This window comes from Pseudomonas sp. GM55 (assembly GCF_000282395.1).
Lineage (GTDB): Bacteria > Pseudomonadota > Gammaproteobacteria > Pseudomonadales > Pseudomonadaceae > Aquipseudomonas > Aquipseudomonas fluorescens_CC.
Genome location: NZ_AKJJ01000108.1, coordinates 1 through 13,758 on the forward strand (window position 1 = coordinate 1; position 13,758 = coordinate 13,758).

General features: G+C 61.7%; 14 protein-coding genes. 8 read left to right on the plus strand and 6 right to left on the minus strand.

The genetic code is table 11. The features are described from left to right. Window positions 1-103: 103 nt before the first annotated feature. The 3 genes from PMI31_RS24395 to PMI31_RS24405 all read right to left on the minus strand — a co-directional run bounded on the left by PMI31_RS24395 (window position 104) and on the right by PMI31_RS24405 (window position 3,200). Window positions 104-859 carry an HvfC family RiPP maturation protein gene (locus tag PMI31_RS24395; protein WP_008021745.1) on the minus strand — a complete coding sequence of 252 codons (756 nt, stop codon included), beginning with the start codon at window positions 857-859 and terminating at the stop codon, window positions 104-106. Continuing rightward, window positions 852-1,694, minus strand: a complete 843-nt coding sequence (locus PMI31_RS24400; RefSeq protein ID WP_008021747.1) for an HvfB family MNIO-type RiPP peptide maturase — start codon at window positions 1,692-1,694, stop codon at window positions 852-854. Before PMI31_RS24400 ends, PMI31_RS24395 begins: the two co-directional genes overlap by 8 nt. A gap of 171 nt (window positions 1,695-1,865) precedes the next feature. Beyond that, on the minus strand, window positions 1,866-3,200 hold the full coding sequence (locus PMI31_RS24405; protein ID WP_008021749.1) for an acetamidase/formamidase family protein: 1,335 nt from the start codon (window positions 3,198-3,200) through the stop codon (window positions 1,866-1,868). A gap of 427 nt (window positions 3,201-3,627) precedes the next feature. Between PMI31_RS24405 and PMI31_RS24410 the strand changes: the two genes are divergently transcribed. Further along, window positions 3,628-4,674 (plus strand): class I SAM-dependent methyltransferase, encoded by a 1,047-nt coding sequence (locus PMI31_RS24410; RefSeq protein WP_043302620.1) that lies wholly within the window; start codon window positions 3,628-3,630, stop codon window positions 4,672-4,674. Window positions 4,675-4,858: 184 nt separating this feature from the next. Beyond that, a complete protein-coding gene (locus PMI31_RS24415; RefSeq protein WP_043302621.1) occupies window positions 4,859-5,701 on the plus strand; it encodes an NAD-dependent protein deacetylase in 843 nt (280 codons plus the stop codon). A gap of 133 nt (window positions 5,702-5,834) precedes the next feature. Here PMI31_RS24415 and PMI31_RS24420 read toward each other — a convergent pair whose 3' ends face one another. Beyond that, complete coding sequence (locus PMI31_RS24420) at window positions 5,835-6,737, minus strand: LysR family transcriptional regulator (RefSeq protein WP_008021756.1); 903 nt, start codon at window positions 6,735-6,737, stop codon at window positions 5,835-5,837. Between the two features lie 236 nt (window positions 6,738-6,973). On the opposite strand from PMI31_RS24420, the gene PMI31_RS24425 reads away from it, so the two are divergent. The 3 genes from PMI31_RS24425 to PMI31_RS24435 are packed head-to-tail and all read left to right on the plus strand — an operon-like array spanning window position 6,974 to window position 9,567. Further along, window positions 6,974-7,672: a CoA transferase subunit A gene (locus PMI31_RS24425; protein ID WP_008021758.1), complete on the plus strand. Its 699-nt coding sequence runs from the start codon at window positions 6,974-6,976 to the stop codon at window positions 7,670-7,672. Window positions 7,673-7,708: 36 nt separating this feature from the next. Beyond that, entirely contained in the window at window positions 7,709-8,374 is a 666-nt protein-coding gene (locus PMI31_RS24430; protein ID WP_008021761.1) for a CoA transferase subunit B, read from the plus strand. Window positions 8,375-8,385: 11 nt separating this feature from the next. Then, entirely contained in the window at window positions 8,386-9,567 is a 1,182-nt protein-coding gene (locus PMI31_RS24435; protein WP_008021764.1) for an acetyl-CoA C-acetyltransferase, read from the plus strand. Window positions 9,568-9,762: 195 nt separating this feature from the next. Here the strand turns inward: PMI31_RS24435 and PMI31_RS24440 are convergent, their stop codons facing one another. Beyond that, window positions 9,763-10,293, minus strand: coding sequence for a chalcone isomerase family protein (locus PMI31_RS24440; RefSeq protein WP_008021766.1), 531 nt, complete (start codon window positions 10,291-10,293; stop codon window positions 9,763-9,765). A 166-nt stretch (window positions 10,294-10,459) separates the two neighbouring features. Here PMI31_RS24440 and PMI31_RS24445 point away from each other — a divergent pair, with 166 nt between their 5' ends. From PMI31_RS24445 to PMI31_RS24455, 3 genes are all read left to right on the plus strand, one after another. Then, window positions 10,460-11,266: a hypothetical protein gene (locus tag PMI31_RS24445; RefSeq protein WP_008021768.1), complete on the plus strand. Its 807-nt coding sequence runs from the start codon at window positions 10,460-10,462 to the stop codon at window positions 11,264-11,266. Window positions 11,267-11,363: 97 nt separating this feature from the next. Next, window positions 11,364-12,035: a glutathione S-transferase family protein gene (locus PMI31_RS24450; protein ID WP_008021770.1), complete on the plus strand. Its 672-nt coding sequence runs from the start codon at window positions 11,364-11,366 to the stop codon at window positions 12,033-12,035. 94 nt (window positions 12,036-12,129) lie between these two features. Continuing rightward, window positions 12,130-12,699: a hypothetical protein gene (locus tag PMI31_RS24455; protein ID WP_008021771.1), complete on the plus strand. Its 570-nt coding sequence runs from the start codon at window positions 12,130-12,132 to the stop codon at window positions 12,697-12,699. Between the two features lie 3 nt (window positions 12,700-12,702). Here PMI31_RS24455 and PMI31_RS24460 read toward each other — a convergent pair whose 3' ends face one another. Then, the gene (locus tag PMI31_RS24460; RefSeq protein ID WP_008021774.1) at window positions 12,703-13,419 is read right to left on the minus strand and encodes an alpha/beta hydrolase; all 717 of its coding nucleotides are present in this window, start codon (window positions 13,417-13,419) and stop codon (window positions 12,703-12,705) included. Between the last annotated feature and the right edge of the window lie 339 nt (window positions 13,420-13,758).

The window sequence follows — 13,758 nt, forward strand, 5'->3', positions numbered from 1 at the left end:
CGCCGTCAGGGCGAAACCCTAAGTCGCCGTTACCGAAGAAACGGATATGTACTCAATCAACCAAAAATCTGGTCGGCCCAAAGGCCGCCAAGGCCAAAGCAGATCAAACAACCCCAACAACCCCCTCCCCATGCATCTGCCGCAACAACCCCAAACCACCCTCGAAAAACACCGAAGAATCCACCTGCCCCGCCTCCACCGCCAACCCCTGCAACTGCTCAACCCCGGTCAGCCCGGGAAACTCCACAATCCGCTGCAACAACCGCCACGCCAACGGACTCAACCCGGAAAACCTCACACTCCAGTCCTCATCCCGACGCACCAGCAAAAACGTCGGCTGATCAGGTAAAACATCCGGCTGAAAATCGGGCCCCAACAACTGCACAGGCCAGGCATACGCCAACGGCCAGGCCAGCGGCGACACCTGCAAAGGCCGATCCAGCAACAACCCGGCATCACTGGCAACCAACGGCTGCGCATCAGACTGCTGCAAAACCATTTCCACCCACTCGTAATGCGCCAACTCCACCATGAACGGCGGCCACCCCCCATCGCCCAATGCCTCAGGCCCGGTCGCAAGAAACTCGACAAACTCCTCAGCGATTTCACCAAACTTCGGTGTACGGGCCCGGTAGTCCCGCAAAAAAATCCGCACCAGCGAACCCCAGCGTTCATTGCCGATAATCTTCACCAACACCGGAAAGGTGCCACTGAGCAGCGAAGACAGGTTGGCAAACACCAGATCGCGATAAACCTGTGCCCGGGCGGGGTCCATTTCGGCGGGCGGCGCATTGTGTTCAGGGTCGCGCAGGTAAAGACCCATGGTGGTTTGTTGATGCAAAAGCCCCGACTTATCCATGGTGCACGCCCTCCTGTTGCAAGCGGCGAATGGTCTGCAATTCCGCTACCAGTTCGGCGAATGCCGGAAAATTGAAATCGCGCTCCAGCAAGGTCGGTTGCGCACCGAACCGAGCATAAGCCTGGGCCAGCAACGACCACACCGCCGGTTTGACCGAAGCACCATGGGTGTCGATCTTCAAGGTATCGGACTCATCGAAATGCCCGGCAATGTGCATGGCCACCACCCGCCCCGAATCGATACCGGCGAGAAATTCCTGGGGATCGAAACCGTGGTTGATCGAATTGACGTAGACATTGTTGACGTCCAGCAGCAGGTCGCAATCGGCCTCACGCAGCACCGCATTGGTGAATGTCACCTCGTCCATGTCCTGTTGGGGAGCGGCGTAATAGGAAACGTTTTCCACCGCCAGTCGCCGACCCAGGATGTCCTGGGCCTGACGAATCCGCGCGGCGACGTGATGCACCGCTTCTTCGGTAAACGGCAGCGGCAACAGGTCGTACAGGTGGCCGTCATCGCTGCAATAGCTCAAATGCTCGCTGTACAGCGGCACGTTGTAGTGATCGAGAAAGCCCCGGACTTCCTGCAAGAACCCGACGTCCAGCGGTGATGGCCCGCCCAGGGACAGGGACAGGCCGTGACAGGACAACGGATAGCGTTCGGCCAGGGCCCGCAATGCCGCGCCGTGAGCGCCGCCGATGCCGATCCAGTTTTCCGGGGCGACTTCCAGAAAGTCGAAATCGCCTGTCGGTGCGGCCTGGAGGTCTTTGAGTAAACCGCGACGCAGGCCAAGCCCTGCGCTGGCCTTGGCTACAGGGGGAATGGATGTCTGCATGATGTCGATCTCAAACGGTGTCTGGGGGAGCGAGCACCGGGTGGATGCTCGCCGTCAGACACAGTTAATCGAAGGGGTGTATCGGGCCTGTGTTCATTTGTGCCGGAAAATGCCAGCGTCTGTATCGCCGGCAAGTCCATACACACTGCGGTACAAACCCGCCACTGGCTGTCAGGCCAGATCGTATTTCTCTCGCACCAGATGGCCGATGCCCATGCGGTCGAGCACCGCCATCGGGCACAGGAACGTCACACGCACGGTGCCCGGCAGGCGACTGATGTCGATCGAGCCGGTGATGGTGGCGCGATTGAGGACTTCGTCATAAGGCAGGCCGGTGACGGAAGCAGCGCGTTGCAGGCCGTTTTCCACCGCCAGATTGAGGTTCTCGCCACTGCCGATGAAGGTGATCGGCCCGCTCTGTTCAATCTCGTGCTGGCCCCAACGCTCGCCCAGCTCACGGACTTTTGCCCTTTGTCCGGCGTTCATTGGCCGCGCCATCGGCGGCAAGTCATCCAGGTTTTGCAACAGGATCGGCCCTTCCAGGGTCAGGTTCTTCACCACTTCCACCACCACTTCGGTTTCGCCGGAGCAATCGGTGGCGTGCCCGGCGATCTCGCCGTTGCCCTGCTGGGCATGCATGTCACCCATGTACACCCCGGCACCGGGAACTTTCACCGGGCAAATCAGCACGCAGCCTTCGCGGATCGAGTTGGTGTCCATGTGGCCGTCGGTTTTCGCCGCGTGCAGTTCTTCGCGGGTCATGCCGAAACGGTGCGGTGCATTGATCAGGTACTGGCCGAAGTCGGCGCAGTTGTGGGAGTCGGGCAAGTCCCTGGATGGCAGGGTACCGATGTTGCCGAGAAACGGCCGCATGTGAGCCGCAACGCCGGGGATGTCGGCACGGGCCAGGGACAGGATCGAATGCTGGGCGGCGAATTGCGGCAGTGCCGACATTTCTGAAGCGTTACCCGCCAGACGATTGGCGATGTCCTGATTGACCGTCAGACTGACCTGGTTCTGCGCATCGAACACAATCACATAACCGTGGCTGAACCGAAACGCGCTGACCTCGGCACCACAGTGGTTGCAGCGAATGGCCTCGGCGCCGATGCCTTCGACATGGCTGGCCGGATGATCGGTGCCACAGGTGGAGCAGAATTTCGAGACGAACGGATCGCCGTTGTACCGCCCCTCGACAAAGCTCATGACCCCGGACGAAGTCGCCAGCGACGTCACGCGCATGCTTTTGATCTTGATGGCCACCGCATCACCGATTTGCGCCCCGGCGATCGCCACCGGTTGCGTCACTTCATGCCCGCCCTCGAAGGCCGGCGTGATCATAGGCCCCCAACAGCCCGGCGGTGTACCGGTGATCAGCGTGCCGCCGTCGGCCAATGGCCCGAGCATCGGCTGGCTTGGGCCGATGATGCCATGGGTGTACTGATCGACCCGCAGGCGATCCACGGGTGTGACGTCGGAATCAGGTTGAGACACAAGCGTTGTCATGGAAATCCCCTTGACCGCATCAGGCGCGGAACAGAGTCAGGAGCGTACGACCGCCGGTGGCGACGGCCAGGGAAAGCGTCTTGGCCGCCACGGATCAACGGCGCCAAAACGGCCTTCACAGTTCATCGCAGGTTTGTATCGGGTCTGTGTTCGGCAGGGGCCTGAAGTTGCGCGGGACTGTATCGAAAGACGGGTTGGATACAGTGGGATACATGCGATACCGACGGCCACCGCTCCCACAGGGTCTGGTGTCTACCGAAAGGTCGTCGATTTCGTCGCGCCAGACCGCGCAGTACAAGGCCCGAACTAAACTCAATGCACACAGGACCCGCTTGGTGCCCTGCACATTCCCACGACCACCGCCCAGCGGCGAAAGCCCCACCAGACAATGCCCCTGGACCGTGATCCTGCTAAAGGAGCACACATGATGGACGAGGCCAGACTCAACGATTTCATGGGCAAACTGGTGAGCGACATGGGCGGCGCGGCGATGCTCGCCAACGTCATCCTCGGCGAAGAGCTCGGCCTGTACCGGGCGATGGCCGACAGCCAGCCCATCACCCCCGAAACCCTTGCCGGGAAAACCGGCTGCAACACCCGCCTGCTGCGCGAATGGCTCAGCGCCCATGCCGCCTCCGGCTACATGGAACACCACGACGGCCAGTTCCGCCTGCCCGAAGAGCAAGCCCTGGCCCTGGCCATCGAAGACTCACCGGTCTATATCGCCGGAGGCATCGGTGTCGTCGCTTCGTTCTTCCACGACAAGGACAAGCTGGTCAACGCCATGCGCGGCAACGGCGCCCTGCCCTGGGGAGAACACCATCCGTGCATGTTCAGCGGTACCGAACGCTTCTTCCGCCCCGGCTACAAAGCCCATTTGGTCGCCGAATGGTTGCCCGCCCTCGACGGCGTGGTGGCCAAACTGGAAGCCGGGGCCAAAGTGGCAGACATCGGCTGCGGCCATGGCGCCTCGACGGTGATCATGGCCCAGGCGTATCCGGATTCGCGCTTCGTCGGCTTCGACTACCACGCGCCGTCCGTTACCGTTGCCACCCAACGGGCCGAAGAAGGCGGTGTGTCCGGTCGGGCCCGGTTCTTCCAGGGCACGGCCAAAAGCTACCCCGGCAGCGACTACGACCTGATCTGCTACTTCGACTGCCTGCACGACATGGGCGACCCGGTGGGCGCGGCCAGACATGCCTATGAGTCGCTGAAAGACGACGGCACGGTGCTGCTGGTCGAGCCCTACGCCAACGACTTGCTCGACGACAACGTCAACCCGGTCGGACGCCTGTTCTACGCCGCTTCGACGTTTATTTGCACGCCGAACTCGCTGTCCCAGGAAGTCGGCCTTGGCCTCGGCGCCCAGGCCGGCGAAGCGCGGTTGCGCAAGGTGTTTACAGAGGCTGGATTCACGCGCTTTCGCCGGGCCACCGAAACGCCGTTCAACCTGATTCTGGAGGCGCGCAAATAACCTCGTCCCCCCCTGTAGGAGCTGGCTTGCCAGCGAAGGCAATCTTCCAGTCGATCGAGTTTCGACAGACATTGCGCCTTCGCTGGCAAGCCAGCTCCTACAGAGATCGTGTGCATCAGGGTCCTGTTCGGCGATGGGCAAATGCTACGCTGCATACATTCAAGTGTCCTGCGCAGTGCTGACCATGCTCAACCGCCAGACCCGTGACCAACTCGATCGCCTCCATCAACTCATGGCGGATCAGCCGTTTGCCGTGCTGACCGGGGCTGGCATCAGCACGCCCTCGGGCATCCCGGACTATCGCGACAACCAGGGCGTGCGACGTGGCCGGCAGCCGATGATGTACCAGGAGTTTCTTTCTGCCCCGGAATCCCGGCGGCGCTATTGGGCGCGGGCGATGCTCGGCTGGCCACGGGTGCGTCAGGCGCAGCCGAACGTGGCCCACGATACCTTGGCCAGTCTGCAGGGCACGCGACAGATCGGCGGGTTGATCACCCAGAACGTCGACACTTTGCACGACCAGGCCGGCAGCCATGACGTGATCGAACTCCACGGCAGTTTGCACCGGGTGTTGTGCCTGGATTGCGGCCGGCGCAGCGAGCGCGACTCGATCCAGCACTTGATGGAAACACAGAACCCGTATCTGGCCGGCGTCGACGCGGTGCAGGCGCCCGACGGCGACACCTTGCTCGACCCGGCCTTCGAGGCACGTTTCCAGGTCCCGCACTGCCCGCATTGCGCCGGGGAACGGATGAAGCCGGATGTGGTGTTTTTTGGCGAAAACGTCGCGCAGGCCACGGCGGCCAGGGCGATGGCCGCCGTCGAACAGGCTGCCGGGTTGTTGGTGGTCGGCTCGTCGTTGATGGCCTATTCGGCGTTTCGCCTGTGCCGGGCGGTGGTGGATCAGGGCAAGCCGTTGATTGCGATCAACCTGGGCAAGACCCGGGCGGATGAAATGCTGGATTTGAAGATCGAGGGGTCGTGCGAGCAGCTTTTGCCGGTACTGGCACAGCTCCTTGGCAACTGACGAAACCCAATCCCTGTGGGAGCGGGCTTGCCCGCGATGGCGGTGGATCTGTCGATAAATATGCTGGATGTGCCGGCCCTATCGCGGGCAAGCCCGCTCCCACAGGTACTGTGATCAGAACCAGAGGTTGGGATCAGCCCATGGCAACTCGTTGTCCGAAATTTTCTTCTTTCAACACATCAAACATCGCCTGCGCCGCCGCCGACAACTCTCCCCCCGGTAACGTCAGCACCCCAAGCGCCCGTTCCACGACCGGGTCACGCAACGTGATGCAACGCGCGCCCAGCTCACGCATCTGCCCGGCACACAAGGCCGGCACCGCGCTCACGCCCAGGCCACTGGCGACCATGCGCCCGACCGTCGCCAGTTGATGGCTTTCAAACTCCACCGGCAGCTTCATGCCGCGGGCCTGCAAGTGCTCTTCCAGCATTACCCGCACGGTCGAAGGTCGCTGCAAGGTGATGAACGGCTCCTTGAGCAGGGTCTGCCAATCGATGTCATCCAGCCCGGCCAGCGCCGAATCCAAGGGCACCACCGCAACGAAACGATCGATGTACAACGGCGTGAATTGCAGCGACGAACTCATGGTCGGCTCGAACGCCACCCCCAGTTCCACCTGCCGATCCCGGACCATTTCCAGCACCTGCTCGTTGATCACATCGTTGACCGTGACATTGACGTTCGGATAGCGGACGCGGAATGTCTTGAGGATCGGCGGCAGCAGGTTGCCGGCGAACGATGGCATGGCCGCCAGGGTCACGCGGCCGCGTTGCAGGGTGAAGCGCTGGCGCATCTCGTCCTCTGTATTGTCCCAGTCGGCGATCAGGCGGCGCGCCAATGGCACCAGGGATTCGCCTTCGGCGGTCAGCGCGACGTTACGGGTGTTGCGGGTGAACAGCCGCCCGCCCAGGCCCTCCTCCAGCGCCTTGATGGTCAGGCTCAGGGCCGACTGCGACAGGTGCAGGCGCTCGCAGGCCACGGCGAAACTCAGGCTCTGGGCCACGGCCAGGAAGGCACGGATCTGCTTGACAGTCATAGGTCGCTACGCTCCAGTTTGTAGGAGCTGGCTTGCCAGCGAAAGCGGTTTGCCAAACGACATCGACGTCGATTGACCCGACGTCTTCGCTGGCAAGCCAGTTCATACAGGATTTCCTTTTAATGATATTAATTAATTAATCCAGCCAAAAAAACAACTTAACAAATCAATCTTGCAGCGCGACACTCCATCCCATTCGGCTAGCCAGCCGCCCACAAAGAATAAAAGAGGTGCATATGGCAGGTTTCGACAAGCGCGTGAGTTCCTATGAGGAAGCTCTGGCAGGTCTTGAAGACGGCATGACGGTGATCGCTGGCGGCTTCGGCCTGTGCGGTATCCCGGAAAACCTGATCGCCGAGATCAAGCGCAAGGGCACCCGTGACCTCACGGTGGTTTCCAACAACTGCGGCGTCGACGGTTTCGGTCTCGGCGTACTGCTGGTAGACCGGCAGATCAGCAAGGTGGTGGCCTCCTACGTTGGTGAAAACAAGCTGTTCGAAGAGCAACTGCTCAAGGGCGAAATCGAAGTCATCCTGACCCCGCAAGGCACCCTCGCGGAAAAAATGCGTGCTGGCGGCGCCGGCATCCCGGCCTTCTTCACCGCCACCGGCGTCGGCACTCCGGTCGCCGAAGGCAAGGAAGTGCGCGAATTCCATGGCCGCAAGTACCTGATGGAAGAGTCCATCACCGGCGACTTCGCCATCGTCAAAGGCTGGAAAGCCGACCATTTCGGTAACGTGATCTATCGCCACACCGCGCAGAACTTCAACCCGCTGGCCGCCACCGCCGGCAAGATCACCGTGGTCGAAGTCGAGGAAATCGTCGAACCCGGCGAACTGGACCCGGCGCAGATCCACACCCCCGGCATCTACGTCGACCGGATCATCTGCGGCACGTTCGAGAAGCGCATCGAACAGCGCACCGTGCGTAAGTGATCCCCTGCCCCCGGACCGAATGAAGGAATAACGACAATGGCACTTTCTCGCGAACAAATGGCTCAACGCGTCGCCCGCGAAATGCAGGACGGCTTCTACGTGAACCTGGGCATCGGCATTCCGACCCTGGTCGCCAACTACATCCCCGAAGGCATGGAAGTCATGCTGCAGTCGGAAAACGGCCTGCTGGGCATGGGTCCCTTTCCGACTGAAGACACCATCGATGCCGACATGATCAACGCCGGCAAACAAACCGTGACCGCGCGCATCGGCGCTTCGATCTTTTCCTCGGCCGAGTCCTTCGCGATGATACGCGGTGGTCATGTCGACCTGACCGTGCTGGGCGCCTTTGAAGTGGACGTGCAAGGCAACATCGCCTCGTGGATGATCCCCGGCAAACTGGTCAAGGGCATGGGCGGCGCGATGGACCTGGTGGCCGGCGCAGACAACATCATCGTCATCATGACCCACGCGTCCAAGGACGGTGAGTCCAAGCTGCTGTCCCAATGCAGCCTGCCGCTGACCGGCGCCGGGTGCATCAAGCGCGTACTGACTGACCTGGCTTACCTGGAAATCGAAAACGGCGCGTTCATTCTCAAAGAACGTGCGCCGGGTGTCAGCGTCGAAGAGATCGTTGCCAAGACTGCCGGTAAACTGATCGTGCCGGACCACGTACCGGAAATGCAGTTCGCTGCCCAGTGAGGAATCATTCCATGCAAGAAGTCGTCATTGTTGCCGCCACGCGCACCGCGATCGGCAGCTTCCAGGGTTCCCTGGCCAATGTCTCCGCCGTCGACCTGGGCGCCGCAGTCATCCGCCAACTGCTGGCCCAGACCGGCCTGGACCCGGCGCAAGTCGATGAAGTGATCATGGGCCAGGTGCTGACCGCCGGCGCCGGGCAGAACCCTGCGCGCCAGGCCGCGATCAAGGCCGGCCTGCCCTTCGCCGTGCCGGCGATGACCCTGAACAAGGTCTGCGGCTCCGGTCTCAAGGCCCTGCACCTGGGCGCCCAGGCGATTCGCTGCGGCGATGCCGAGGTGATCATCGCCGGTGGCCAGGAAAACATGAGCCTGGCCAACTACGTCATGCCTGGTGCACGCACCGGCCTGCGCATGGGCCACGCGCAAATCGTCGACACCATGATCAGCGATGGCCTGTGGGATGCGTTCAACGATTACCACATGGGCATCACCGCCGAGAACCTGGCCGAGAAATACAGCCTGAGCCGCGAGCAGCAGGACGCGTTCGCCGCCGCCTCGCAGCAGAAAGCCGTGGCCGCCATCGAAGCCGGGCGCTTCGTTGACGAAATCACGCCGATCCTGATCCCGCAGCGCAAGGGCGATCCACTGTCCTTCGCCACCGACGAGCAGCCACGGGCCGGCACTACCGCCGACTCCCTGGGCAAGCTCAAGCCGGCCTTCAAGAAGGAGGGTTCGGTGACCGCCGGCAACGCTTCGTCACTGAACGACGGTGCCGCCGCCGTGATCCTGATGAGCGCCGACAAAGCCAAGGCCCTCGGCCTGCCGGTACTGGCGAAAATCGCCGCCTACGCCAACGCGGGTGTCGATCCGGCGATCATGGGCATCGGCCCGGTATCGGCCACTCGCCGCTGCCTGGACAAGGCCGGCTGGAACATCGACCAGCTTGAGCTGGTTGAAGCCAACGAAGCCTTCGCCGCACAATCCCTGGCCGTGGCCAAGGACCTGGAGTGGGACTTGAACAAAGTCAACGTCAACGGCGGCGCCATCGCCCTGGGTCACCCGATCGGTGCCTCGGGTTGCCGCGTGCTGGTGACGCTGCTGCATGAAATGCTCAAGCGTGATGCCAAGAAAGGCCTCGCCACCCTGTGTATCGGTGGTGGTCAGGGCGTGGCGCTGGCGCTCGAGCGGGCGTAAGCCAACAGCGTTCAACAGACGGCACGGGGACCCACGAAGAACCGTCGCCGCCTGGAAAAACACCCGGTGTGACGCAAGTTGCACCGGGTTCTTTTTTGCCTGCGTTTTTATCAGAGGACACAACCCCCCTGTGGGAGCGGGCTTGCCTGCGAAGGGGCCAGATCCGTCGCCCCAAAAACTGCAGAATCAACAGGTTCAGGGCACCACACCCAGCAACTGCTGGCGCAGCTCGGGGTTGCTGGTACGCGGATCGAGCCAGATGGCAAAAAATGCCTCGGCGAATTGCAGGTCCGTCACTTCACGCAACAACTGCTGGCCGAGAAAAAACCGCGCACCCTGCCCTGGCAGATAGACACCGGTCAGTCGCGTACCAGCCTGCACATCGACGAACGACTGTTGCATCTGCGCCTGCCAGGACGCCAGTTGCTCGTCACTGATCGCGGTGCCAGAGAGGCGCTTGATTTCCCTGACGCTGGCGTTCACCAGGTCATCACGGGAAATGCTGCGCTGGTAGATCAGCTCCAGGGCGAACGGCTGATCGTTCGCCAGGGGCCGCGACGTACTCCAGAGCCGCGCGCTGTAGACATCGAAACCGTACTTGCGAAACTCGCCACTGCCGAGGACTTGCGCACCAGGCAGCGAGTCCTGCCAATTGGCCAGAGCCTGAGCGCTCAGCAAAACAAGCAGCCACAGACCATGGCGCAGCAGCGATCGTTGATGGTTCATGGCGGGTTGGCCTCATGCGGAATGCCCGGACAAAACGTATGCGCAAAGACCCTTTCGTACAATTTTCAAGGGTCCTGTTTTTTGTATACAAAACTCGCACACAGATACAGCAATCTATCCGATGCAATGTTACCGTTGCCACCTCACACAGGTCGGAGACGTGCGCGTGTTGATCCTCAAACTGCTGGTGATTCCAGGCTTCCTGCTGCTGATTTCCCTGGCTGGCAAACGCTGGGGGCCGAGCGTGGCCGGCTGGTTATCGGGGTTGCCGGTGGTAGTCGGGCCGATTCTGTTGTTCCTCGCCCTTGAACAAGGCCAGGCGTTCGCTGCGCAATCGGCCACCGCCGCGCTGTCGGCCATGTTCGCGATGATCGCGTTTTGCGTGACCTACGCCCAGGTCGCACAACGGGCCGGATGGCCGCTGGCGTTGCTGGTCTCGCTGTCGGTCTGGGCGGCGGTGGCAATTGTGCTGTCGCTGATCCCGGCTTCGCTGGTGTTTTCGGTGTGCGCCGCCGCCAGCGCGCTGCTCGCCGCACCGTACCTGTTCCCCACCGTGCAACCGGTGCTCAGTGGCCCGGCGCCGAAATCCGACAAGCTCCTGCTGCGCATGGTGGCCGGTGCAGTGCTCACGCTGGTCGTGACACTGCTGGCCAGCACCGTCGGCGACCGCTGGAGCGGCCTGCTGGCAGTGTTCCCGGTATTGGGCAGCGTGATGGCGGTGTTCTCCCAGCAAACCCGTGGCCCGGCCTTTACCGCCGCATTGCTGCGCGCCACCGGCACCGGCATGTACTCGTTCGCCGCCTTCTGCCTGGTGTTAGCGCTGGCGCTGCCGACGATGGGAATGAACGCTTTTGTCCTGGGCATCGCCGTGTCGGTGGCCATGCTGGGCGTGACCAAACGCTTGCTGGCACGGCCGGTCGGCCCGACGACGGACGCTGAAGGAACTGTCAAAGCACCGAAACCCGTTCGATAGTTTCGCACGACCAGAACAACAACCTTGCACGTCAATCGAACGTGTTTGCTTCAACATCAGCCTCAGTTCCAACCCCTACCCGACTGAGGCCTACACCATGAAATTGTTTTTCCACCCTTCGCCGAACCCGATGAAAGTTGCCCTGCTGCTCGAAGAGCTGCAAACGCCATACGAATTGATCGGCGTCGACACCTTCAAGGGTGAACAACACCAGCCAGCCTTTCTGGCGATCAACCCGAACGCCAAGGTACCCGCGCTGGTCGATGGCGATGCCACCGTGTTCGACTCCCAGGCGATCCTGCTGCACCTGGCGCAGAAACATCAGCGCTACCTGCCAGCATCCGTTGCCGGCCAGGCCGAAATGCTCTCGTGGCTGATGTTCATCGGCACCGGCCTGTCGCCATTCTCCGGCCAGGCGGTGCACTTCCTGCACCATGCACCGGAAGATCTGCCTTACGCGAAAAACCGCTACTTCAAGGAAGTCGAACGCCACTATCGCATCCTCGACGAGCGCCTGGCCAAGCATCAATACCTGGCTGGCGACACCTACAGCATCGCCGACATGGCCCTGTGGGGCTGGGCCAACTACGCGCCCTACATCCTCGGCGAGAGCGGTCTGGCGGCGTACCCGAACGTCAAGCGCCTGTACGATGAAATCAGCGCCCGCCCGGCTGCCCTACGCGCCCACGGCCTGAAAGAGAAACTGGTGCTCAAGGCCGAATTCGACGAAGAAACCCGTCGCAACCTGTTCCCGCAAAACCAGGCGTAAGCAGAAAGCGACCGCTCGTTAGGGCACGCTGGAATGCAGCACAACCTCCGTGGGATGATCGCGCCCCACCGCGCGCCCATCCCTGGAGATTCCGATGTCATTGTTGAGTAAAAAAGCCCTTGTTCTACTGCTGGCAGCTGCTACTGGCCTGGGGGCTTTGAATGCGCAGGCCGCCAAGGCCACTTCCAGCGATAACGCGCCCGCCCAACAAGTCTCGATGCTCGGCGGCAAGTTCACCTTCAACCTGCCCAAGGGGTTCATCGCCAACCCGCTGCCCGCCAGCCCGGACGGTGCGACGGGCACCCTGTACAGCAATGCGACGACCAAGACCGTGGTCATCGCCGCGGAAAACACCCTGCCCAAAGGTATCAGCGTCAAGGACAACGACGGGCAGTTCCTCGACAGCACCGTGGCCGACTTCGATTCGGCGCAACGCACATCCCTGCCCGACTACAACAAGCTGAGCGAGAAATCCCTGACCCGGAAAACCGGATTGGGCCTGCGTCAGGTCGACGGCACCGCCACACAAGGCGGCGGCATGACCCTCACCACTACGCTGATGGCGGCATCCGGCACCCGCATGACGGTGATCCAGGTGATTTCCCGTCCCGGCGACATGGCGGCCCACGAAACCCTGATCAAACAAATCGTCAGCGGAAAATGAGGCTCAGGGGTTCAGGCGCTGCAACCAGGCGCTCAAGTCCTGTATCTCCTCGGCGCTGATGTTGTGACCGACACCGGGGTAGCCGTGAAACTCGGGTTCGAGTGACACGCTCTGCAACAGGCTGTTGGCTTCGGTGCCGTCGCTGTAGGGAAGACGTTTGTCCTGCTCGCCATGACCGATGAAAATCGCCAGCGACTGGCGTTTTTCATCCGGTGTGAGCTCGGCCTTGAGCACCGGCAGAACCCGCCCGCTCAACGCAGCGATCCCGCCTAGCGCCTCGGGATGCCGCAGGCCCACTTCGTAGGACATGATCGCGCCCTGGCTGAAGCCAACCAGGAACACCTTCTCGGGTTCGGTCTGATATTTCTTCGCAGCCTGGGCGACGAAATCCAGCAGCACCTGGCCGCTGGACTTCAGATCATCGGTCTCGCCGTTATAGGCCCCTTCGCCCTTCTTGCGGAACCACTGATAGCTGCCCGCCTCCATCACCAAAGGTGCCCGCACCGACAGGTAGGTATAAGACGCGGGCAAGTCATCCTTGATGCCGAACAGGTCCTGCTCGTTACTGCCGTAACCGTGGAGGAAAATCACCAGGGGCTGATGGTTCGAATCGGCGCTGGCCTGCTCCAGGTACTTGAGCGGCAAGTCGGTTTGCAGCGGGGTTTGGGCGTGGACGGCAGTGGATGCCAACAGCGTGAGCAGCGCGAGAATCTTCAACATGGGTCTTCCTTCACGGAATGCAGGATTCGGGACAGATCCTAGCACCGAGCGGCAAGGTGGGGGATTTTTGCTGTTCCTGATAACGCCTTCGCGAGCAAGCCCGCTCCCACAGAGGACTGAGTACACCTGCACCATTCAGGTCGACTGTCAGGCCGCCATCGCTGGCAAGCCAGCTCCTACAGAAGAGCAGAGCAGAGCAGAGCAAAAGCAGATCGGCGTACACAGACGCTTTTCACCACTCTACAGGCCGAGCGTTAGCTCGCCTGCCGCTCTTGATCTTGATCCACCCGCCCCCTCGGCAGGCTGAGTGGAGGTGTTCATCCGGGGAATGGCGCGCAG

Excerpts from the sequence above, each read along its gene's own strand:
- PMI31_RS24405 (WP_008021749.1), bottom strand. The coding sequence starts at position 3,200 with ATGACAACGCTTGTGTCTCAACCTGATTCCGACGTCACACCCGTGGAT.
- PMI31_RS24425 (WP_008021758.1), top strand. The coding sequence starts at position 6,974 with ATGGCAGGTTTCGACAAGCGCGTGAGTTCCTATGAGGAAGCTCTGGCA.
- PMI31_RS24415 (WP_043302621.1), top strand. The coding sequence starts at position 4,859 with ATGCTCAACCGCCAGACCCGTGACCAACTCGATCGCCTCCATCAACTC.
- PMI31_RS24455 (WP_008021771.1), top strand. The coding sequence starts at position 12,130 with ATGTCATTGTTGAGTAAAAAAGCCCTTGTTCTACTGCTGGCAGCTGCT.
- PMI31_RS24435 (WP_008021764.1), top strand. The coding sequence starts at position 8,386 with ATGCAAGAAGTCGTCATTGTTGCCGCCACGCGCACCGCGATCGGCAGC.
- PMI31_RS24400 (WP_008021747.1), bottom strand. The coding sequence starts at position 1,694 with ATGCAGACATCCATTCCCCCTGTAGCCAAGGCCAGCGCAGGGCTTGGC.
- PMI31_RS24395 (WP_008021745.1), bottom strand. The coding sequence starts at position 859 with ATGGATAAGTCGGGGCTTTTGCATCAACAAACCACCATGGGTCTTTAC.
- PMI31_RS24460 (WP_008021774.1), bottom strand. The coding sequence starts at position 13,419 with ATGTTGAAGATTCTCGCGCTGCTCACGCTGTTGGCATCCACTGCCGTC.
- PMI31_RS24410 (WP_043302620.1), top strand. The coding sequence starts at position 3,628 with ATGGACGAGGCCAGACTCAACGATTTCATGGGCAAACTGGTGAGCGAC.
- PMI31_RS24430 (WP_008021761.1), top strand. The coding sequence starts at position 7,709 with ATGGCACTTTCTCGCGAACAAATGGCTCAACGCGTCGCCCGCGAAATG.
- PMI31_RS24420 (WP_008021756.1), bottom strand. The coding sequence starts at position 6,737 with ATGACTGTCAAGCAGATCCGTGCCTTCCTGGCCGTGGCCCAGAGCCTG.
- PMI31_RS24440 (WP_008021766.1), bottom strand. The coding sequence starts at position 10,293 with ATGAACCATCAACGATCGCTGCTGCGCCATGGTCTGTGGCTGCTTGTT.
- PMI31_RS24450 (WP_008021770.1), top strand. The coding sequence starts at position 11,364 with ATGAAATTGTTTTTCCACCCTTCGCCGAACCCGATGAAAGTTGCCCTG.